The following is a 20,511-nucleotide window of genomic DNA, read 5'->3' as shown; positions in this document are numbered from 1 at the left end:
TCGTTTTCTGGCCTGCCGCCGGCGCCGTCGAGCAGACCCGTTCCTGCCCCCGACGAAAGTAGGCGAGCTCAGTTTTGCCGACTGCAATGACCACCTCTCCCCCCACGACTCATCCGACCGTCCCGAAGAACGCCACCGTCACCGACCCCGCACTCGTGAAGCGCGCCGTGAAGGCCGCCGCGCTGGGCAACGCGATGGAATGGTTCGACTTCGGCGTCTACAGCTACATCGCGGTCACCCTGGGCAAGGTCTTCTTCCCCTCCGGGAACCCGACCGCCCAGCTGCTCTCCACCTTCGGCGCCTTCGCCGCCGCCTTCCTGGTCCGCCCCCTCGGCGGCATGGTCTTCGGGCCGCTCGGCGACCGCGTCGGCCGCCAGAAGGTGCTCGCCCTCACCATGATCATGATGGCCGCGGGCACCTTCGCCATCGGCCTCATCCCGTCGTACGCCTCGATCGGCGTCGGCGCCCCGCTGCTCCTGCTGGCCGCCCGCCTGGTGCAGGGCTTCTCCACCGGCGGCGAGTACGCGGGCGCCTCCACCTTCATCGCCGAGTACGCGCCCGACAGGCGGCGCGGCTTCCTCGGCAGCTGGCTGGAGTTCGGCACGCTCGCCGGGTACATCGGCGGCGCGGGCCTGGTCACGGTGATGACCGCCCTGCTGTCCACCGAAGACCTGATCGGCTGGGGCTGGCGGATCCCGTTCCTGATCGCGGGCCCGATGGGCATCATCGGCCTGTATCTGCGGATGCGCCTGGAGGAGACCCCCGCGTTCGCGGCCGAGCTCGAGAAGGCCGAGTCCAGCCGCCCGAAGGTGCCGCTGCGCCAGATGATCACGGGCCAGTGGCGGGCGCTGCTGCTCTGCGTCGGCCTGGTGCTGGTCTTCAACGTCACGGACTACATGCTGCTGTCGTACATGCCGAGCTATCTGACCAGTGAGCTCAAGTACGACGAGACGCACGGCCTGCTCGTCGTCCTCGGCGTGATGGCCCTGATGATGGTCGTCCAGCCCTTCGCGGGCGCCCTGACCGACCGTGTGGGCCGCCGACCCGTGATCGCCGCGGGGTGTGCGGGCTTCCTGCTGCTGTCCGTCCCGGCCCTGCTGCTGATCCGACAGGGCAGCCTGCTCGCGGTCGCGCTCGGCATGGGCGCGCTGGGCCTGCTGCTGGTCTGCTTCACGGCGGCCATGCCGGCCGCGTTGCCGGCGCTGTTCCCGACGAAGGTCCGCTACGGATCGCTGTCGATCGGCTTCAACGTCTCCGTCTCGCTCTTCGGCGGCACCACCCCGCTGGTGGTGACGGCCCTGATCGGGGCGACCGGGAACATGATGATGCCCGCGTACTACATGATGGCCGCGGCCGTGATCGGTGGTGTCGCCGTGTGGTTCATGGCGGAGTCGGCGGGGCGCCCGCTGCCCGGCTCGGCACCCTCGCTGGAGGGCTGAGGACGCCCGGACCGATGGACTGGGCCGCGGGACGCGGCCACCGAGAAAGCGGGGCGCGGCGACCGTGGTCACCGCGCCCCGGGTGCGCGGTCCCGGCTCCTCACGGGTCAGGTCGCGCTGCAGGAGACCGTCGGCCAGGTCCAGTTGCCGTTGTGCTGGATCGTGACGCCCCAGTTGTTGCCGCTGCCGTTGGGTTTCGCCGTCAGCACCTGAGCGCTGGGGTAGCCGGCGCTGACGTTCCACGTGGAGAGGATCTTCGCCGGTGAGGGCACGTTCATCGTCACGGTCCAGTTGCTGGAGCCGGTGACCGAGACGTTGAGGTTGTACCGATCGCTCCACTGCTGACCGGCGGACAGGGTCGCCGAGCAACCACTGCTGCCGCCACCACCCCCACCGGAGCCGCCGCCCGAACCGACCGTGATGTTGGAGTTGCCGCTGCTCTGGTAGCCCTCGGTCGCCATGATCATGTAGTAGTTGAAGCTGCCCAGGGTCATTCCGGCGCGGGCCCAGGCGTCGAAGTGGTTGCCGGTGGTGATGGTGCCGCCCGTCCTCTTGGCCTGCCGGACGCTCCAGTACTGGTCGAAGGTGCGAGTGCCTTCGACGGACGGGGCGTTGTACCGCGTCGTCTTGTAGATGTCGTAGGTACCGCCGTCGCTCGTAACGGTGCCCATGAACGTCCCCGTGGGCCGGTACGTGCCCCAGTTGTCGACGATGTAGTACTCCACGAGCGGGTTCGACGTCCATCCGTAGAGCGCCAGGTAGGCGTTGCCGGACGGGTTGAAGGTGCCCGAGTAGGTCACGGTCCTGCGTCCGCCGTTGCTCCAGCCCTTGCCGGCCACGAAATTGCCGGTGTTGCTCCAGGAGGTCCTGTAGTTGCCTCCGGAGCTCAGGGTCATGGAGACCGTGCCCGGGGCGTCGGTCCAGAACGAGTAGTAGTAGCCGTTGTCGGTACCGGTCTGGTTGGTGGTGACCACCGTGTCGGCGTGGGCGGTACCGGGCAGGGTCATCGCGGCCAGGGCGACCAGCAGCAGGGTGCAGACGCTGCTGATCAGCAGCCTGAAGCGGCTGAGCGGCCGGTACCGACCGCGTGCTCGGCTCGCCGGGGGTGCGGGTGCGTCGTTCATGTGCGTCCTTCCTCCTCGTCCTCAGGGGGCCGATGGGGGCCGGGCAGCCCGACGCGACCTTGCGGGTCGTCGGTGACCAGTTGACGAAGGCGACCGCGCAGGGCGTCGCGCAACGCGGCCGGACCTGGCCGGTTGCGGTGGCTTGAGCGACCGGAGCCGGATCACTGGGCGACCCGGATCGGCAGCGACTGAGCCCTGCCGACGCCCGACAGTTTTGGTCTGCCCCTGTCAACTGTCAATGGTTTCGCCTTTTCATACGAAAGATTCGAACGCGTTAGGCGTGCCCGTTGAGGAGATCCGTGCTGTTCAACGGGCACGTGTGAGCGATTGAGCCATCATGGCGTGGCGAAGCTTTGGGTCGCCAGATCACGTAGCCGGTCTGACGCTTCGAAAGTTTCGACCTGATTACCGTTAGGAATCCGCGAGAGGCAGGCATGGGAGTGCGGGGGCGTGAAGGCCTCCCGGTGGTACGGAGCCTCCGACACACTCACGGCACGGTGACCACGGCCTTGCCGCGGGCGTGGCCCTCCTCCACATGGCGTACGCCTTCGGCCGCGTCCGCCAGGGGGTAGGTCCGGCCGACCACCGGGGCGAGGCGGCCGGCCTCGATGAGCGCGGTGACGGCGAGCAGGTCCTCGCGGGTCGACCCGGCCGGGGCCGTCGGGATGATCACGCGGAGGTGCTGCCGGGCGAACGCGTCAGCCGCGATGAGCCGCAGCGTATGGCCCACCACCCCGAACACACGGCCGGGCGATCCACCGCCGTTGGCCACCAGGGTCCCCGCCGGGGTCAGCACCCGACGCAGCCGGTCCAGCGGGTGATGGCCGACGTTGTCCAGGATCAGGTCGTAGTGCTCGCGCCCCGCGGTGAAATCCTCCCGGATGTAGTCGACGACGTGCGCGGCGCCCAGTGAGCGCACCAGTTCGGCGTTGCGCGCACTGCACACCCCGGTGACCTCCGCGCCGAGGGCCGCGGCGATCTGCACGGCGAACGTGCCCACGCCACCGCCGGCCCCGTTGATCAACACCCGATGCCCGGCCTGCGCCTTGCCGACGGTGCGGATACCGCGCAGGGCGGTCACCGCTCCCATGGGCACGGCCGCGGCCTGCTCGAAGGTCAGACGCGCGGGCTTGGGCACCAGCAGATCCGCGGTGGTGCGCGCGTACTCGGCGAACGAGCCCGGGCAGAAACCGAGCACCTCGTCGCCGGGCTGGAATGCGCGCACGTCGGCACCCACCGCCACCACCTCCCCGGCCGCGTCGATCCCGGCCACCCGGCATTTCGGCCGGGTCAGCCCCACCCCACCCATCAGCCGCGCCACGTACGGGTCGCCGCGCAGCATGTGCCAGTCGTAGGGGTTGAGCGAGGCGGCACGCACCCGCACCAGCACCTGGCCCGTTCCGGCCTCCGGCCGGTCGATATCCGCCAGTCGCAGGGTCTCCGGCGGGCCGAACCGTTCCTGAAGCATCGCCTTCATCGATTTCCCCCGTCACTCGGTGAACGATGACCTGCTCGCCGACTTCTCCGGGAAATGCACCGACCGGTTGGGCGAGCGGAGTCGGGTGTACGGCGTACACCACTCACTGCTCGAGAAGGTAGGTGTACGGCGTACACCCGTCAAGGGCCGCAGCTCGTCGAGTCCTCGGCGCGCTGCGCCCGAGGCGGCGCGAAACAGGGAAGGGCAGGTCGCGGCAACGGGTGAGGGCGGACGACTTCAAGCGAGTGCTGTCGTCGGGCCGTTCGCCGCTGGGTCAGGCCGAGCGTCGGAGCCGTTCGAGACCGTCCAGCATCAGATCCAGAGCGAACTCGAACTCGAACTGGTCGTCACAACCCGCGCCGACGACGGACCCCCGGTCATGGGTGACCGCCATGGCCAGTTCGGTGATGTGCGGGTAGCGCGCGGCCATCTCCTCCGGCGGCATCGCGTCCGGATCCGGCTCGCGGTCCGATGCGTCCTCGAACAACTCCTGGGAGAAACCGAGCAGACGGCTCCCCATGACGTGCATCGCGTGGTGGACCAGGTCGACCGAGAAGCCCCCGGCCCGGAAGATGCCGATCATCGAGTCCAGGTACTCCATCACCGCAGGGGTCGGGGTGGTCCTCGCCTTGATCCGCGACTCGATGACCTCGGGCGCCCACGGGTGACGCAGCAGCATGCGGCGGGCCGACAGCACCCGCAGGCGGACGGCGGTCTTCCAGTCGGTGTCGGCGGCCGGCGGGTCGATCTCGCCGACGAGCACATCGACCATACCGTCCAGCAACTCGTTCTTGTTGGCCACGTGCTTGTACAGCGCCATGGGGACGACACCCAGTGCCTGCGCGATCCTGCGCATGCTGAGCGCGTCGACTCCGCCTTCGTCGGCCAGAGCGACGGCGGTGTCCAGAACCCGCTCCTTGCTCAACGGCGCGCGAACCTGCGCCGATGCGCGGGCCTGCCTGGCGATCTCCACCAACCCCTCTCACACGGGCAAGGCCGCAGCCGGCCGCCCTTCCCCCGGCGGGTGTGCAGCGCCCACTCACTCTACCCACCTGATCACGTCCGGTACCCGAGAGCCCTCTCTGGTCACCCTGCCCTCACGGCTCTGCCGACGTTCGCGCTCACGACGCCGGCGACGTTCGTGGGCCGGCGCTGCGACCCGGCGGCGGTAGGGCGGTTCGCACCTGCGGTCCGGCCGGCATCCCGGCAGCCACGACCGGCCTGGCGTGCCCTTCCCCACGAGCGCAAGCTGGAAGGTGAGTGAGCGAAGGGAGCCAGAGCCGTGATCACCGATCCCAATGGTCTCCTCGTCATCGGCCCCGGCGAGGGGGAGAAGACCGACCTCGGCGGGCTGGGCGTCGACTTCAAGGTCTGGGGGGACGCCACCCGTGGCAGTCTGTCCATCGTGGAGCACCCGATGGAGCCCGGGCGCCTGGTGCCTCCCCATGTGCACGAGAACGAGGACGAACTGTCGTACGTCCTGGAGGGAACGTTCGGCGTGAGGGTCGGCGACCGGGTCGCCACCGCCGAGGCGGGCACATACGTGTTCAAGCCACGCCGCGTCCCGCACACGTTTTGGAACGCGGGCAGCGAGCCCGGGAGGCTCCTCGAGATCATCTGGCCCGCCGGGTTCGAGCGGTTCTTCGAGACGCTGGGCAAGGTGGCGCAGACGGCGAGCGGACAGGAGGATTTCGAAGCGCAGCGCGCCGAGTTGGCGGCCCGCTTCAACCTCGGGCTCATCCCCGACTGGGCCGACGAGCTCAAGAAGCAGTACGGGCTCAAGCTCCTCGGTGAGCCGTGAAGCCGCGCGACCGCTTGCGCACGCCGAGGGCGTAGGAGGTGTGCCACCGCCCCGGGGAGGTCGGAACCGAGGGTTCCGGTGAGGCGGTGGGGCGACCACAATGCGCCGCGCTGGCTTGAAATCGCAAGACGTCGGACGCATTCTTTCGGACGCGTCGGACGTATTTCGAGGGCGACCTGGCGGCTGCCGCGTCCAGCCGGAAACCTGCGACGGCTTTGAACAGCCCTCGGGCACCCTCGTGCGTCGGCCAACCCCGCGCGGCGCGGCGGCCCACCCCACCGAGGCGCACGCGGCGATCCCCACCCAGGCGGGCGCGGCGATCAGGGGATGTCGGTCCGCTGTGCCGCCGCGCCGCCCCGTCGTGTCAGGTGACCAACAGGCGGTTGAAGAACGAACGGTAGTGGCGCAGCGCCAGGCGCAGGTCCTCGGTGTTCGCCTGTTCGCCCCGGTTCCACTGTCCTTCCAGTTCCTGTTTGTGGTCGGCGAATGTGGCGGCCAGCCGCTGCATCACGTCGGCGACAAGGGCGTCGGCGGTGTGCACGGCGCCGCGGGGGTCGTCCAGGAACCTGTCCTGCACCTCCCGCCAGCGTGTACGGAACCCTTCCTGGTCCTGCGGGGTGAGGAGCTGTATGGCCTCGTCCTCGGCGTCGGAGCTTGAGGCGGCCGCCTTGTCCGAGCCGCCGGCGTCGGCTTCCGCGGTCTCGCCCTGGGCGCCCAGGCCGGCCTTCCCGGTCGTCCCTTCGGCGGGCGCACTCGGCGTTTCCGTACTCTCGCCGGGGAAGGTCGGAACTTCGGCCTGCGTGTCCGCCACGCTCTCCTCGCCGGACCGGTCGCGAGGCTGGGCGAGGTCGTCGGTGGACAGGCCGCTCGCGGCGGCGGTGCCGGGTATGTCTTCGCGTTTCATGTCTCCTCCGTTCCCGGACACCTGGTTCTCCCGGCTCTCCCGGATCGGGGCGCCGGCTGTTCGCCGAGTCGGTCAGGCCGGAGCGCGGCGGGGTTGGCCGCCGTCGGAGAGCAGCTCGTCGAACAGTGCCCGGTAGTGCACCATGGCGCCCCGCAGCTGTTCGGTGGTCGCCTCGTGGCGGGTGCTGAGCTCCTCGACGTCGTGGGCGGCCCGGTAGTGCTCGAGCGTGCGGCCGTGCTCGACCGAGAGGTCCCTGAGCTGTTGGTCGAAGTCCTGGGTCGGGTAACCGCGCTCGTGCATCAAGGAGGTCACCAGACGGTCCGCGTCGTGCACGGCGTCCTCCGGCCGGTCCACGAACTCGTCCTGCACGCTGGACCAGTCCCGGGCGTAACGTTCCCTGGCGCCGCTGTCCAATGGCTTGATGTCCAGCGCGTCATGCCGCTTCTCGCGGGCCCTGAGCTCACGCTCTCCGGCCATGCGGTTGCCGGCGTCCTCCACCGTGCGTTCGTATTCCGGGCCGAAGCGCTCGCGCAGCTGCCGGCGACGCATGAGCAGGGTAGCCGCCACGGCCGCCAGGGCGATCACGACCACGATGGGAATGATGATCGCTAGAAGTGTCCCTGTTGACATCGGGCAGTACCCCCTCATGGGCGTGTGCCATATGTCTTCTTTATGTAATTTACCCCGACTTTTCCATGGAATCGAGATTGGCCTGGTCGACGGTGTTCACGAAGTTGTTCGGCGTGGAGCATCCGATCGCTTCGGCACCGATGGGCGGGTCGGCCGGCGGTGCCCTCGCGGCGGCCGTCTCTCGCGGGGGCGGACTCGGGTCGCTGGGCGGCGGGTGCGGGGACGCGGACTGGCCGGCCCGTGAACTGCCGGTCGTGGCGGGTGCGGGGAAGCCGTGGGGTGTGGTTGGAGGAAGCCCGGCAGGCCGTCGACCCGGGCGCCGACGTCATCGGGGCGCAGGGCACCGAGAGCGGTGGGCACGGCGCACGGCACGGTCGGTCCAGGCTGCCGTTCGTGCCGGTTCGTGGTGGATCTGGCGGCCCCGGTGCCCGTACTCGCGGCCGGTGGGATCGCCGAGGGCCGCGGTGTGGCCGCCGCCCTGGGCCTGGCGCCGCAGGGGCGCTCCTCGGCACCCGCTTCCAGGTCACTGCCGAGGCCCTGGCCGATCCCTCGACCGCCCAGGCGCTCGTCGAGGGGCGCGGGGAGGACACCGAGCGCAGCGGCGTCTCCGACATCGCCCGCGGGGCCCGATGGCCGTCGTCGACATACACGGCTCGCACCCTCGGCCATCCCTCCCTCGACCAATGGCGGGGCTGGGAAGCGGAACTCGCTGCGACCCCCGAGGCCCAGGTCGCCCACCAGGCCGCCGTGGCACGAGGCGAAGCGCCGCCCTTGCCGGTATGGGCGAGGAGGCCATCGACCTCGTCAACCGACCTGCCGTCCCCGCCGACCTCGTCACCGCCCTCGCCGCTCAGGCCGACACCGCCCCGGCCCGCGCGGGACGAGACTGACGGAGACGGTTCACCGAGGGCGGCCACGGCCGAGCCGGATGCGCCGCGACCGGCGGGCGAAGAGGCCGCCGAACCGCGGATGCGCACCCATGGTCACATCCGTCATCGGGCGTCCGCGAAGGACTTGTCGTCACGTCAGCACGACGCATCCCCGCCGCTCCAACTCGGTCAGCAGCCGTGGTGACGGGTCGCACGGGTTCCAGCGCAGGTCCAGCTTCTCCAACGAGGGCATCTCGACGACCCAGTCCGGCACGTGGGTGAGGTGGTTGCTGCGCACGTCGAGATGGCGCAGTCGGGGCAAACCGGCCAGCATCTGCGGCAGTTCGCCGAGCGCGTTCTCCCGCAGGTCGAGGTGGCGTAGTTCGTGCAGGTCGGCTACGGACCGCGGCAGGTTCTCGATCACGTTCCCCCGGACCCAGAGTTCGCGCAGGTTCCGCAGGCGGCCGATGCTGTCGGGGAGTGTGGTCAGCCGGTTGTGCTGTGCACGGAGTTCGATCAGGTCGGTCATCCGGCCGATGGCCTCGGGCAGGGCGGTGAGGGCGTTCTCGCCCACGTTGAGGTAGCGCAGCCGCGTCAGCTCCCCCAAGGCGTCGGGGATCTCGGTCAAGGCGTTGTCGTGCAGGTAGAGGCAGCCGTCGAGGCCGGCGAGGGAGCCGAGTTCGTCGGGCACCGAGACGAGACGGTTGTGACCGGCGTCCAGGGTGGTCAGCCGGCGCAGACGGCCGATCTCGGGCGGGAGGTCCGTCAGCCCGTTGTCCGCGAGGATCAGCACTTGCACCTCGCTGTCGTCCCAGACCGACTCGGGTATCTTTCCCAGCTGTTGACGCCAGAGGTTCAGCACGCGCGGCACGGCCTGATCCCTTCCTCGGAATGCCGACGGGTCAGACGAAAGCATCGCAGCAGTCCGCGGCGACAGTGGGACGCGGCATGGGGAAGCCGGCCGATCCCCCGGTCCGCCGCCCGGTCATGGCCAGGAAGGCTCGTTGCGCGGGATGACCACCATCTCCGGCACCACGCTGCTGGGCACGACGGACAGAGCGGACAGTACGGCGTCGGCGACCACGTCGGGGCTCTGGAGCTTCGACGTGTCGGCGTCGGGGAAGCGCTCGAGGATGAACGGCGTCTCCATACCACCGGCGATGATGCCGGTCACGCCGATGCCCGGGCAGTCGCGCTGGGCTTCCTGGAACAGCGTGTGGGTGAACGCCCGCAGGCCTGTCTTGCTCGCCGCGTACGGGGCGGCCTCCGTCCAGGTGCGGTTGGAGGCGGTGGAGAGGATGTTGACGATGTGGCCCCCACCGCGTGCCACCATGCGGCGGTACATCTCCAGGCACATGTACATCGGGCCGAGCAGGTTGGTGGTCACGACCCGGGTGACTTCCTCCGCGGTCAGGTGCTCGATCGGCTTGGTGACGTCGACGGCCGCGTTGTTGACCAGGATGTCCGCCTGCCACGCGGTCCGCTCGAGCTCCCGCACGAGGGCGGCGACGGAGTCCGCGTCCCGGACATCGAGCTCCATGAACCGTGCCTGGTGTCCCTCCACGGTCAGCGCCGCGCACACCTTCTCGCCCTCGTCACGGCGTACGTCGGCGACGCACACGTCGGCTCCCGCGCGGGCCAGGTGGTGGACGATCGACGCCCCCAGGCCCCGGGATCCGCCGGTGACCAGGGCACGTCGTCCGGAAAGGTCTGCCGAGGTGTTCAGTGCCAACGTCTTGCCCTTCGGTCGCTGCGCGGGTCCGGATCCTGCACGAAGCCGGCCGACTCGGTCGGCGGCTTCTTCTTCCATGCCCACGGCTACGGCACGTGGGACGGTGCTCGGCCCGGACAGCACTCGTACGGAGCATGAGGAGGACTGCGGCAACGCGTGGAACGGGACGTCACGGCACCGCTGCGTGCATGCCGGCGGCCGAAGCCCGGGCTCAGCCTTCGACGCCGGTGGCGCCGTGCGCCGCACCGACGGGCTTCGATTCCGGTGAGCCGCGCTGCCTCAGGTAGATGGCGAGAACGGCCATGGAGCCGACCGCCAGAAGTTCGGACTGCCAGTTCTGCAGCGTGCGGCTCCAGAAGTCCGCGGAGGACAGGTACGCGGCCCAGGTGGTGGGGGCCTGGAGCTGCCGCAGCTGCTGTTCGTTGTAGGCGGCGACACCGGCGACGGACTGGGTCAGCCAGGACAGCAGGAAAATGCAGCCCATGACCAGCCCCAGGGAGCGCGAGTAGAGGAATCCGCGCCAGTCCGTCGCCGCGGCCCAGCGCGGGGACTCCTCCTTGGCGTGTTTGCCGACCATCTGGTCCTCGTCCGACTCGACACCGGCCTTGTCGAGTTCCTTCGATTCCGGTGAACCGCGCTGCAGCAGCCAGACGGTGGCGAAAATGTAGAGGAAGAACTGCAGGTACTCCGACTGCCAGTTCTCCGTGACGTCGACGGCGAAGTCCGACGACGTCACATAGGCGCCGAGACCGATGGGTTCCATGCCGTCGGTGACGAGCTGGTTGTTGAACTCCGCGTGGCCGGCGACGGCCTGGCCGATCAAGCACAGCAGGAAGGTCGTCAGAAAGAACAGACCGAGACTGTTGTGGAGGAGGAAACGCCGCACGCGGTGCCGGGCCGGTGCCTGGCTCGTGCCCTGGTCCGGTGCGCGGCTCATCGGTGCATCAGTCCCAACGTCATGAAGTAGGCCAGGCCGACGGCGATCACCAGCAGGGTTCCGACGAACAACGTCCTCATGGCCTGTCACCCGCCTTCGATCTCGCACTGGTACGGCCGCTGCGGACGCGGCAGGCACCCGGCGGCCGTCACCTTCCACCCGGCGGGGAAATGCGCCAGGAACAGGGTATCGTGCTCCAGAACGACCCGCGCCTGGTCGCCGTAGACGTCCACGCCGCGTATCGCACCGGCCGCCGGAAGCTGCTGCTCGCCGATCGCCTGCTCGCACCGCATCTTGGCCGACTGCTCCAGTTCCTCCCTGGTGGCGGGCGCGAGAGCGGCACACAGCCGTTCGTGCTGTCCCGCATCGAGCGCCTGCTCGAACCGGGCGACCTCCTGGGTGACTCCGTCACGCCGCTCGGAGAGCGTGCCGCACGCACTGACGGAGAGAAGGGCCACCGCCACCGCGATGCCCGACCGGAACCACCGTCCTGACATCGTGCCTCCCGCGCGCCCCCGACTGATCGGGCAGCGCCCGGTCGTACATGTGCAATGCGGTTACCCGCTCATGGGACCTTCAGCCCTCTCTGTTCGCAACCGGAACGGAAACCGGCTCCGCAGCCGCGTGGGCCGTACAGGGCTCTTCGCTGCACCGTTCGGCGTCGGGATGTTGCGTGTGTGGCGACGGCCGGGGAAAGCGGGGTAGTCGGACGACATGAGCGACGACAATCCGCGCAAGGACGTTGAGGACTGGGTGACCGGCGACGAACCGGCCACCGGCCCGCAGCTGAGCTACCTGCACACTCTGGCCCGTGAGGCGGGTGAGGAGGTCCCCCACGGTCTCACCAAGGCGGAGGCGTCACGGATGATCGACCGCTTGCAGCAGGCTTCGCCGCGCACGGGCCGACCGGCGGACCCGCAGCACGGGCCCGCCGACGGCGAGGGCGCCTGAGCGGCGTCGCCCACCCGCCGCGGCGAGGGTCGACTCCCCTGGCGCCAAGAGAAACGGAGGCGGACGGGGAGCGCTGGGGCAGGGCGACAAGGCGTGCATGTCCTGGTCCACGCGTACGTCGTCCGCGCATGCAGGTCCTCTGGCCCCGCCCCTGCTCCGGTGGCCGGAATCAGCCGAGCGCTCCGAGGAGTTCGTTGCACGCCTGCTCGCACGAGCGGCAGGCTTCGGCGCACATGCGGCAGTGCTCGTGCTGGTCGGCGTGTGCCCCGCATTCCGCGGCGCCGGCTTTGCACGCGACGGCACACGCGGTGACGATCGCGCGGGTGATGTTGGCGTCGTAGCCGGTGTGGCGGGACAGTACGGACGCGGTGGCGTTGCAGATGTCGGCACAGTCCATGTCGGTGCGGATGCACTTGGTGAGATCACCGACCATGCCCTCGGACAGGCATGCGTCGGCGCACGCCGTACACGCCTGGGCGCAGGCGATGCATTCCTCGATGCACTTGGTGAGCTTCTCGCGATCGACGCCGCCGAGATCGGCCGGGTACGTGGCGAGCATGTCCTTGACGGTGGCCATGAGGGAGCGCCTCCTCTCGACCGCCGAAGACCGGCGGGCCCGGCGGGCTCATCTCCTCGGCCTCCGGCGTTGCACTGCCCGATTAGCCACGGACAAGCGGCACAAACCTGGCTGGGTCCTTGCAGGGGCCAGGCGTCCGGCCGTGGTGAGCGACCGCGGAGTATGTCAGGGCGCGGAGCAGGGGGCGACGCGCCGGTGAGGCCACGTGCGGGGCGTCGGGAGATCTCGTCGGCCGGGTCAGTCGTCGGTGGTGTCGTCCGCGGCGGAGGGAGAGAGGCTGCACGCGGTGACAGCGACCGGGCGCCCGCTGACAAGGGTGCGGCCGGCGGAGGGACCATCAGGGGGCTCCCCGTCCGTGTCGGACCCCCGACGCGGGACCGGTCGGCCATGCTGGGCAGCAAGCGGCACCCTTCCCGGCGACAAGGAGCACGGTATGCCGACGGACCCGGTCGGACGATTCCTGGCGGCCCTGGACCCTGATCACCGGGAGGCCGTCGGCGCCAAACCGCGCGAGGAACAAGAACGGCTCGCGGCGGCCTGGGAGGAGGAGCTGGAAGAGGACGTCGAACTCGACACCCTCGACGAGCTGTCACCGCAAGCGGCGGAGGCCGAGGCGGCCCGCCGCGTCCTGGACCGCGAATCCAGCTAGGGACAGCCGTCCGCCGCGCCCTCGCCCCGGAAGGGGCAGTTGAACGGCCGTGCTGCGGGCGGTGGGCGGGGGCGCGGATGTTCGAGCCGCCCGGACGTTAGTCTGATGATCGTGGGGGACTGGAGGCTTCGGCCGGCTTCGGTGGCGGACGTCGAGGCGGTGGCCGAGTTGCGGGCCGTAGTGCTGCGGGCGGATCTGGAGCGGCTCGGGCGGTACGACGAGCAGCGGGTGCGGCAACGGCTCAGAGACGGGTTCGCACCCGCGCACACCTGGGTGATCGAGGTGGGCGGCACCTTCGCAGGCTGCGTGTCGCTGCGGCCGGCCGAGGACGCCCACTGGCTGGAGCACTTCTACCTCACCCCGCACCTGCAGGGCAGCGGCATCGGCGCGGCCGTGCTGCGTGGGCTGCTCGAGCAGTGCGACCACGACGGCACCCGTGTCCGGCTCAACGTGCTGCGGGGCAGTCCGGCCCGTCGACTGTACGAGCGGCACGGGTTCACCCTCGAGGCCGAGGACCCCGTAGACGTGTTCATGGTGCGCGAGCCGGCCTCGGCGGTGCGCGGCCGCTGATCATCTCGCGGATCGGCGGAGGCAGCGGGGGCCTGCGGAGGCAGCGGGGTGTCATGCGGCGGCGGCCGTGTTCCGGGCGTTCGCTCCTCTCGGTCGGTCAGGAGCCTCGTCGCCCGTACTCCACGCCCGGCCCGTCTCGACGCCCCCACGCCGCCCCGCTCCCCCAAACGCCGCCACGCGCTCACCGGCAAGAGTGGCGTGCTCGGGCCACATCACCCGGGGCCGGGGTGCGGCGTCGTACGGCATCGGGGCGCGGGGCAGGTGCACAGGGCCTGGACAGACGGGCTTTCGCTTCCTTTCCAAGGGGCCGTCAGGGGATGTCCGGTGGGCGCGTGTTGCGCCACTCGGGGGAAACCCTTCCGGGATGCGGCGCGCCTCACCCCGCAAAAAACTGTGGGCATGCTCTTCCGTTCCGGCTGTCGCCCGCTTGTGCGAGTGAGGTTCCCGATGCGACCGAATCACGCTGCCTGTCCGCCCCAGGGCACGGGACACGAGTCCGTCCCGCCCCTTGCGAGCGGTCACGGCACGGTCTGCGCGCGTCGGGAGCGGATACGGGTGGCGCTGGCATGGTCGGCGGCGGGCATGCTGCTCACGGGCTGCTTCGCGGCCGGTCACGGTCAGGGCCAGAACGGTGACCGGGTCGTACGCCCGGCGCACAGGCAGGCGCCTTCGGCGCCGGGGAACAGCAGGCCGGCCCCAGCACCGCCGGGCAGCCCCGGCTCGCGGGAGCCGGCCCCGCCGGATGTCGACGACGTGCTCGCTCGTGCGCTCGAACCGGTCCGGGACCGGAGCGGCACCCAGGTTTCGGTCGCCGTTCTGGAGCCCAGGAACGGCCGACGGGCGGTGTACGGCTCACAGGAGCACATCACCGCGAGCCTGGCCAAGGTGAACATCCTGGCGGCCCTGCTGCTGCGTGCCCAGCGCGAGGAACGGTCGCTCACCCTCTGGGAGACGTCGGCCGCCGCCGAGATGATCCGGAGCAGCGACAACGACGCCGCGAACGCCCTGTGGCGGCGTATCGGCGGCGGCGAAGGGCTCACCGAGGCCAACAGGATTCTGGGGTTGACGTCGACGCAAGCAGGACCAGGAGCCCACTGGGGCCTCACCCGAACCACCGCGGCGGATCAACTGGCCCTGCTGAGCGCCGTGTTCGCCGGCCCTTCGCCGCTCAGCGAGGACTCACGCCGCCTGATCCAGACCCTCATGGGCCAGATCGACGCCGACCAGGACTGGGGGGTGTCCGCGGCGGGCACCCGTTGGCAGCTCAAGAACGGCTGGCTGCAACGCCGCGTCTCCCAACGCTGGGCGATCAACAGCATGGGGCGCGTCAGAGCACACGGACACACGTTCTACCTCGTCGTCCTCACTCACGGCAGCCGGAGCATGTCCCACGGCATATCCACCGTGGAGCGAGCGGCGGAGTCAGCCGTACACGCCCTTCGCGGCACTCCGCTTCCCGTGGCGCCGATCATCCCCTGACCCGTCCCCGACCGACGCCGGCGCCTCGGCCCCGGCCTCGCGGCTCCGGCACTCGCGGCCCCCACCACCGCCCGGACCGGCGCCGAAGCGCCCCTCGCCGTCTCCCGCGGGCGGGCCGCGAGGTCAGAGCGGCGTGCCGCCGAAGCCGATCTCGTTCCCGTCCGGATCCATGTAGGTGACCTTCCGGACGCCGTTGGCGTACGTTTCGCGGCAGCTGGGCTCCAGTCCCCGCTCGGTGATGCCGGCCACGCGGTCGTCGAGGTCGTCGACGAAGACGGTGTGGAGGGCGTGGCCGGCGTGCCCGGGTCGGTGCTCGATGTACACGTACCGGTGTTCCGCCAGCTCCCACACGGCCTCCGTGTCGTTCGGGACGAACGTCGGCGGGGAGCCGAGCAGCCGCTCGTACCAGGCCAGAGCCGCTGCGTAGTCCTTCACGGGGATTCCTGCGAACAGCTCGACGGGCATGACGCCATCGTAGGCCCGGTACCTCCCGTCGGGCCGGTGACGGCTCCCGCCGGCGCCGGGCCCGCTGGGCCGGGATCCGGCGGGCGGCCATGGTCGGCCCGATCGGCGACCGGGGCCGTCGCCGGCGCCGTCGCCGGAGGACCGACGGCGCGAGGGCCGGCGCCCTTCCGGGACGCCGGCCCTCCTCCCCCCTGCCAGGGCCTCTACGCCGCGTTCGCTCGCGCGGTCAGCCAGGTCCGGGTCGGGTGGCACACCAGCTTGCCGTCCACGACACGGCACCAGGTCTGGTATCCGTCGGAGTACAGGCGCTCGCCGAGCCAGTCGTAGTCCTCGTCGTGAGCGTCAACGATCTGCGCAACATTGCTTGGGCGGGTGGAGGCGGTAACCGCGCTCGGAGAAGATGCCTCATCGGGCGCGCTTTCCGCCCCGGCGTGGGATGTACGGGGGCCGCAGCCTTGGGTGATGCGGTCGAAGCGGTCGGCGACCTGTTCACGGGCCTGCGTCCGGCGGGCGGGGCGCCGATCCGGCGACGTGACGGCGGCACCGCACGCGAGGGGCGCCGCCGGATCCCACGCCGTCCGGGGTCGGTGTCAACGGCGCGGGACGGGGCTCACCGCCGTCGCCGACGCCCGGCGGGCGCCCCGCCGGGGTCAGTCGCGCCGGGCCCAGTCCAGGCGGTCGGCCAGGCCCGCGGCGGTGAAGGCCGCCTCCAAGTCGTCACGGCCCTCGGTGAAGTGAGCCCAGCCGTCGTAGTGGACGGGCACCACACGGCGGGCGCCGAGAATGCGGGCGGCCTCGGCGGCCTGGGCGCTGTCGAGGACGAGGCACTGGCCGTCGAAGAGCACGGGAAAGCGCGGGGCGCCGGCGAAAAGGACGGCGGTGTCCACCGGGGCGAAACGCTCGGCGACCTGCTTGACCAGGTCGAGCGAGGCGTTGTCGCCGCTGACGTAGACGGTGGGCAGGCCGTCGCCCGTCAGGACGAAGCCGACGACCTGCCCGACGATCGGCTCGATCGCCTCCCGCACGCCGGGCCCGTGCAGGGCAGGCACTCCGGTCACGGTGATGGTGCCGCCGCCGGGGCGATCCAGTTCGACGGACTCCCAGTCGGCCAGGCCCCTGGCCTTGCCCCCGAGCCGCTCCCCACCGCCGGGGGTGGTGAGGGTGAGGGGGACGTCGGCGAGCAGAGCGCGGCCGGAACGGTCGAGGTTGTCGGCGTGCTCGTCGTGGGAGAGCAGGACCACGTCGACGGGGCCGAGGTCGGCGGGCGTGCCCGCGGAGGGCGCGGTCTTGGTCAGGACCGGGCCGCCGGGGACCGGGTAGTCGCCGGGGTCGTCGAAGGTCGGGTCGGTCAGGAAACGCAGGCCACCGTACTCGAGCAGGGCGGTCGGGCCGCCGAGGACCCGGACGGGGAACTGCACGGTCGCCGCAGCGGAAGAAGACATGACGATGCACCTCACGGATGAAGTCGATTGAACCGTGAGACGACCCTAACCCTCCCTCACGGATAAGAACAAGGCAAAACGTGAGACTCATGGATCGGCGCAAGCCCTACCATGAGAGCCATGGATGAGATCGTGACGGCCGAGCCCGGCCCGCCGCCCGCGCCGGGCGCGGAGCAGTACCCGTCTCTCGCGCTCGCCAACAGCGCCATCGCGCTGCCGGGCGGTCACTACATCGACCAGCTCGGCACCCCCGCGGCCGCGAACCAGTGGCTCACGGAACGCGGTCTGGCCCCGGTCGACGCCGGCATGCGGGACATGTGTGCGGCGCAGCTGCGCTCCCTGCGCGAACAGATCAGGGCGCTCTTCGCCTCCCGCGTCGCCGGACTGCCCGCCCTCCCCGCCGCCCTGGCGGCCGTCAACGACACGCTGACCCGCGTCCCGACCGCCCCACTGCTGCAGTGGGACGACAAGACCGGCCCCTACCGCGCCGCACCCCACCCCACCACCCAGATCGTCGACCACGCCCTCGCGACCCTCGCGGCCGACGCAGCCGATCTGCTCACCTCCCCCGACGCCGAACGCCTCACCGCCTGCGGCTCCGCCCCCTGCAACCGCTACCTGCTCCGCCACGGCCGCCGCCACTGGTGCTCCACCCGCTGCGGCGACCGCGCCCGCGCCGCCCGCGCCTACGCCCGCCGCACGCAGTCCGAGGGCCGCTGAGGACGCCGCTTCACCGCACGGCCGACACCTTCGGCTGTCGCAGGCTGCCCCAGGACGGACGTGGCACCGGTGTCTGTCGGAGTCCGGGCGAGCCGAGAGGAGTGGTGACGCGAGACGCGAGCGGTGGCGGCGCAAGCGGGGCATCCGCAGGGCGGACGTGGCTCCGGCACCTGTCGGAGTCCGGGCGAGCCGGCAGGGGCGGCGGGCGCGAGGGTGGCGGGCGCGAGGGGTGGGCTTCAGGGGCTCGATCGGACGGCCGGCTCGTGTCCTGTGCCCGTTCTACTTCTGGCAGTCCGCTGTGGCGATGCCGTGCACCGGGTCAGGGCCGGGAGAACCCGCCGCGCTCCGCCACCGCAGGTAGCACAGCGCGCTCGCCGTGACGATCAGCGGCCAGAGCAGGTACCAGCCCGTCATGACGAGGAGCAGGACGACCGCGACGAGCGCGAAGAGCGCGCAGAGGTGGGGCAGGCTGCCACGTGGCAGGAGGCGGAGGGCGGCCGCTGCGCCGAGGGCGTACACGGTCACGAACGATCCCGTGGTGAGCAGTACGAGCGGCTGGGGACCGACGTCGGCGACCGTGGTGACGGCGAGGGCGAGGCCCGACAGCCCCGACACTACGGCCAGGCTGCGTCGTGGCACCTCGCCGGCGTTGCTGCCCTGCGCGAGCCAGGCGGGCAGTGCGCCGTCCCTGCCGAGTGCGGCGCCCAGTTTGGCCGCGCCGGCGAAGTAGGCGTTCATCGTGCCGAGGGTGAGCAGGAGCGCGGCGGCCGCAGCCAGCACCTGGACCGTTCCGCCGATGCCGAGGGCGAGCAGCTCGGCCAGCGGAGCCTCGGCGGTGCCGGCGGCCGGGCCCAGCACGAGCACGCTGGTGGCGGCGACAGCGAGGTAGAGGAGGCCGACGACGGCGACCGCCAGGCCGGCGGCTCGGGGCAGGTCCCGCGCCGGGCGGCGGAAGTCGGCGGCGAGGTGGGTGATGGCTTCCCAGCCCGCGAAGCTCCACACCAGCAGCGCCGCGGCCGAGCCGATCGCGGGCCAGCCGTGCGGAGCGAACGGCCGCAGGTTCTCCAGGCGGGCGTGCGGCAGCGCGGCGACCACAGCGGCCAGCAACAGCGCGACGAGGAGTACGGCGAGCACGAGTTGCAGTCGGCCCGACACGGTCAGACCGAACGCGTTGGCCACCGCGACGAGGATCAGCAGCGCCGCCGCCGTGACGGCCACCGTGCGTTGGCCGCCGCCGAGCGCGCTCGCCACGTAGGCGCCGGCGAACGTCCCCGCCGCCGGGGCCCCCGCGGGCACGGCGAAGTAGAAGCACCAGCCGACCACCGCCGCCGCCCGTGCGCCGAAGGCGTGCCGAACGTAGGTGGAGACACCGCCACCGTCCGGGAACCGGGCGCCCAGCGCCGAGAACGTGGCCGCCAGTGGCACCGACAACAGGACCAGCCCCAGCCAGGCCAGCAGTGACGCGGGCCCGGCCGCCTGCGCGGCCAGCGCCGGAAGGGCGATCACCCCGGTGCCGAGGACCGCGCCGACATACAGCGCGGTCCCCTGCCAGATCGTCAGCCGCCCCACCGGCTGCGCCGGGATGTCGCCGATGCCGGGCCCTTGGGTGGATGAGGTGCTCATACGCGCATGTCCTTCGCCGGGTCTCGAGTCGTGTGCGCTGGTGTGCGCCCGGCCGGAAAGTTAGCCCCGATCCCCTGACAACCCGTGTCAGTGAACCGGGGCAGACTTCTGTCATGCGCGCGAGTCGACTGCTGTCCGTCCTGTTGCTGCTCCAGACCCGCGGCCGGATGACCGCCCAGCAGTTGGCCGACGAACTGGAGGTGTCCGTCCGCACCGTGTACCGGGACGTGGAGTCGCTCGCGGCAGCCGGCGTCCCCCTCTACGGGGACGCCGGCCACGACGGCGGTTACCGGCTGGTCGACGGGTACCGGACCCGGCTGACCGGGCTGACCCGCGACGAGGCGGAAGCGCTGTTCCTGGCCGGATTGCCCGGGCCGGCCGCGGATCTCGGCCTGGGCGCCGTGCTGGCCACCGCCCAGCTGAAGCTGACGGCCGCGCTCCCCGACGACCTGCGCGACCGGACGAGCGTGCTGCGTCAGCGGTTCCACTTGGACACGTCCGCCTGGTACGCCGAAACGGATCCCGTCCCGCACCTGGCGGCCGTGACCGACGCGGTGTGGCGGCAGCGCCGCATCCGGATCCGCTACCGGCGGTGGAAGGCTCCCCAGGAGGTGACCCGGACGCTGGAGCCCTACGGGCTGGTACTCAAGGCCGGTCGCTGGTACCTGGTGGCGGGCCGGCCGGAACGCGTCCGCACCTTCCGCGTCTCCCAGATCCTCCGGGTCCGGGTACTGGAGGACCGCTTCGACCGGCCCCACGGCTTCGACCTCGCCGCACACTGGCGGTCGTATCTCGAAGAGTTCGACGCCCGACGCCACCAGGGCGAAGCGGTGGTACGACTGTCGCCCCGGGTCCTGCAGCACCTGCCGGACCTCATGGAACCGGCGGTGGCACACGCCGCCCGGCGCAGCGCCGGGCCACCCGACCCCGACGGCCGGGTCCGGGTCGTCGTGCCGATCGAGTCCGTCGCACACGCCGCCGGCATGCTGCTGCGGCTCGGTGCGGAGGCCGAGGTGCTGGAGCCCGCCGAGTTGCGGGCGCTGATGGCGGAGACGGTTGCCGCGCTGGCCGAGACCTACCGGCACCCGCCCACCTCGGGATGAGAGCGCGGCGCCCGGGAGC

21 protein-coding genes and 1 pseudogene are annotated in these 20,511 nt (G+C 71.2%); 9 read left to right on the top strand and 13 right to left on the bottom strand.

Annotation, left to right across the window (positions count from 1 at the left end; translation table 11 throughout):
- The first annotated feature begins 86 nt into the window (after window positions 1-86).
- Window positions 87-1,439 carry a glycine betaine/L-proline transporter ProP gene (gene proP / locus ACIHAR_RS27865; protein ID WP_400022433.1) on the top strand — a complete coding sequence of 451 codons (1,353 nt, stop codon included), beginning with the start codon at window positions 87-89 and terminating at the stop codon, window positions 1,437-1,439.
- 107 nt (window positions 1,440-1,546) lie between these two features.
- Here proP and ACIHAR_RS27860 read toward each other — a convergent pair whose 3' ends face one another.
- From ACIHAR_RS27860 to ACIHAR_RS27850, 3 genes are all read right to left on the bottom strand, one after another.
- The gene (locus ACIHAR_RS27860; protein WP_400022432.1) at window positions 1,547-2,563 is read right to left on the bottom strand and encodes a glycoside hydrolase family 11 protein; all 1,017 of its coding nucleotides are present in this window, start codon (window positions 2,561-2,563) and stop codon (window positions 1,547-1,549) included.
- Between the two features lie 487 nt (window positions 2,564-3,050).
- On the bottom strand, window positions 3,051-4,040 hold the full coding sequence (locus ACIHAR_RS27855; RefSeq protein WP_400022431.1) for an NAD(P)-dependent alcohol dehydrogenase: 990 nt from the start codon (window positions 4,038-4,040) through the stop codon (window positions 3,051-3,053).
- A 274-nt stretch (window positions 4,041-4,314) separates the two neighbouring features.
- Entirely contained in the window at window positions 4,315-4,965 is a 651-nt protein-coding gene (locus ACIHAR_RS27850; RefSeq protein ID WP_365453776.1) for a TetR/AcrR family transcriptional regulator C-terminal domain-containing protein, read from the bottom strand.
- Window positions 4,966-5,322: 357 nt separating this feature from the next.
- On the opposite strand from ACIHAR_RS27850, the gene ACIHAR_RS27845 reads away from it, so the two are divergent.
- Window positions 5,323-5,841, top strand: a complete 519-nt coding sequence (locus ACIHAR_RS27845) for a cupin domain-containing protein (protein ID WP_365453779.1) — start codon at window positions 5,323-5,325, stop codon at window positions 5,839-5,841.
- Between the two features lie 364 nt (window positions 5,842-6,205).
- Here the strand turns inward: ACIHAR_RS27845 and ACIHAR_RS27840 are convergent, their stop codons facing one another.
- Together ACIHAR_RS27840 and ACIHAR_RS27835 are read right to left on the bottom strand one after the other, a co-directional pair.
- Window positions 6,206-6,745: a hypothetical protein gene (locus ACIHAR_RS27840; protein WP_400022430.1), complete on the bottom strand. Its 540-nt coding sequence runs from the start codon at window positions 6,743-6,745 to the stop codon at window positions 6,206-6,208.
- A 72-nt stretch (window positions 6,746-6,817) separates the two neighbouring features.
- Window positions 6,818-7,375, bottom strand: a complete 558-nt coding sequence (locus ACIHAR_RS27835) for a hypothetical protein (protein WP_365453785.1) — start codon at window positions 7,373-7,375, stop codon at window positions 6,818-6,820.
- Window positions 7,376-7,440: 65 nt separating this feature from the next.
- On the opposite strand from ACIHAR_RS27835, the pseudogene ACIHAR_RS27830 reads away from it, so the two are divergent.
- Window positions 7,441-7,620, top strand: a pseudogene (locus ACIHAR_RS27830) (nitronate monooxygenase); the annotation flags it as partial.
- A 775-nt stretch (window positions 7,621-8,395) separates the two neighbouring features.
- Here the strand turns inward: ACIHAR_RS27830 and ACIHAR_RS27825 are convergent.
- The 4 genes from ACIHAR_RS27825 to ACIHAR_RS27810 form a co-directional block, all read right to left on the bottom strand.
- Window positions 8,396-9,115, bottom strand: coding sequence for a leucine-rich repeat domain-containing protein (locus ACIHAR_RS27825; protein ID WP_400022429.1), 720 nt, complete (start codon window positions 9,113-9,115; stop codon window positions 8,396-8,398).
- 114 nt (window positions 9,116-9,229) lie between these two features.
- Window positions 9,230-9,976 carry an SDR family oxidoreductase gene (locus ACIHAR_RS27820; RefSeq protein WP_400022428.1) on the bottom strand — a complete coding sequence of 249 codons (747 nt, stop codon included), beginning with the start codon at window positions 9,974-9,976 and terminating at the stop codon, window positions 9,230-9,232.
- A 211-nt stretch (window positions 9,977-10,187) separates the two neighbouring features.
- Window positions 10,188-10,913: a DUF6766 family protein gene (locus ACIHAR_RS27815; protein ID WP_365453793.1), complete on the bottom strand. Its 726-nt coding sequence runs from the start codon at window positions 10,911-10,913 to the stop codon at window positions 10,188-10,190.
- An 86-nt stretch (window positions 10,914-10,999) separates the two neighbouring features.
- Entirely contained in the window at window positions 11,000-11,410 is a 411-nt protein-coding gene (locus ACIHAR_RS27810) for a hypothetical protein (protein WP_400022427.1), read from the bottom strand.
- A gap of 217 nt (window positions 11,411-11,627) precedes the next feature.
- Here ACIHAR_RS27810 and ACIHAR_RS27805 point away from each other — a divergent pair, with 217 nt between their 5' ends.
- Window positions 11,628-11,864, top strand: coding sequence for a DUF3072 domain-containing protein (locus ACIHAR_RS27805; protein WP_365453799.1), 237 nt, complete (start codon window positions 11,628-11,630; stop codon window positions 11,862-11,864).
- Window positions 11,865-12,033: 169 nt separating this feature from the next.
- Here ACIHAR_RS27805 and ACIHAR_RS27800 read toward each other — a convergent pair whose 3' ends face one another.
- Entirely contained in the window at window positions 12,034-12,441 is a 408-nt protein-coding gene (locus ACIHAR_RS27800; RefSeq protein ID WP_365453802.1) for a four-helix bundle copper-binding protein, read from the bottom strand.
- A 433-nt stretch (window positions 12,442-12,874) separates the two neighbouring features.
- Between ACIHAR_RS27800 and ACIHAR_RS27795 the strand changes: the two genes are divergently transcribed.
- The 3 genes from ACIHAR_RS27795 (at window position 12,875) to ACIHAR_RS27785 (ending at window position 15,139) form a co-directional block, all read left to right on the top strand.
- Complete coding sequence (locus tag ACIHAR_RS27795) at window positions 12,875-13,090, top strand: hypothetical protein (protein WP_365453805.1); 216 nt, start codon at window positions 12,875-12,877, stop codon at window positions 13,088-13,090.
- Between the two features lie 111 nt (window positions 13,091-13,201).
- Entirely contained in the window at window positions 13,202-13,660 is a 459-nt protein-coding gene (locus tag ACIHAR_RS27790) for a GNAT family N-acetyltransferase (RefSeq protein WP_365453808.1), read from the top strand.
- A gap of 753 nt (window positions 13,661-14,413) precedes the next feature.
- On the top strand, window positions 14,414-15,139 hold the full coding sequence (locus tag ACIHAR_RS27785) for a serine hydrolase (RefSeq protein WP_400022426.1): 726 nt from the start codon (window positions 14,414-14,416) through the stop codon (window positions 15,137-15,139).
- 123 nt (window positions 15,140-15,262) lie between these two features.
- Here ACIHAR_RS27785 and ACIHAR_RS27780 read toward each other — a convergent pair whose 3' ends face one another.
- Complete coding sequence (locus tag ACIHAR_RS27780) at window positions 15,263-15,604, bottom strand: VOC family protein (protein ID WP_365453814.1); 342 nt, start codon at window positions 15,602-15,604, stop codon at window positions 15,263-15,265.
- 650 nt (window positions 15,605-16,254) lie between these two features.
- Window positions 16,255-17,046 carry an MBL fold metallo-hydrolase gene (locus ACIHAR_RS27775; protein ID WP_400022425.1) on the bottom strand — a complete coding sequence of 264 codons (792 nt, stop codon included), beginning with the start codon at window positions 17,044-17,046 and terminating at the stop codon, window positions 16,255-16,257.
- A gap of 120 nt (window positions 17,047-17,166) precedes the next feature.
- Between ACIHAR_RS27775 and ACIHAR_RS27770 the strand changes: the two genes are divergently transcribed.
- On the top strand, window positions 17,167-17,766 hold the full coding sequence (locus ACIHAR_RS27770) for an ABATE domain-containing protein (protein WP_400022424.1): 600 nt from the start codon (window positions 17,167-17,169) through the stop codon (window positions 17,764-17,766).
- A gap of 279 nt (window positions 17,767-18,045) precedes the next feature.
- On the opposite strand, the gene ACIHAR_RS27765 is transcribed toward ACIHAR_RS27770, so the two are convergent.
- Window positions 18,046-19,389 (bottom strand): APC family permease, encoded by a 1,344-nt coding sequence (locus ACIHAR_RS27765; RefSeq protein WP_400022423.1) that lies wholly within the window; start codon window positions 19,387-19,389, stop codon window positions 18,046-18,048.
- A 113-nt stretch (window positions 19,390-19,502) separates the two neighbouring features.
- On the opposite strand from ACIHAR_RS27765, the gene ACIHAR_RS27760 reads away from it, so the two are divergent.
- Complete coding sequence (locus ACIHAR_RS27760) at window positions 19,503-20,492, top strand: helix-turn-helix transcriptional regulator (protein ID WP_400022422.1); 990 nt, start codon at window positions 19,503-19,505, stop codon at window positions 20,490-20,492.
- Window positions 20,493-20,511 lie beyond the last annotated feature (19 nt).

This window comes from Streptomyces sp. NPDC052016 (assembly GCF_044548445.1).
GTDB lineage: Bacteria > Actinomycetota > Actinomycetes > Streptomycetales > Streptomycetaceae > Streptomyces.
The sequence above is the reverse complement of the archived record's forward strand: the minus strand, read 5'-3'. Positions and strand labels throughout refer to the sequence as shown.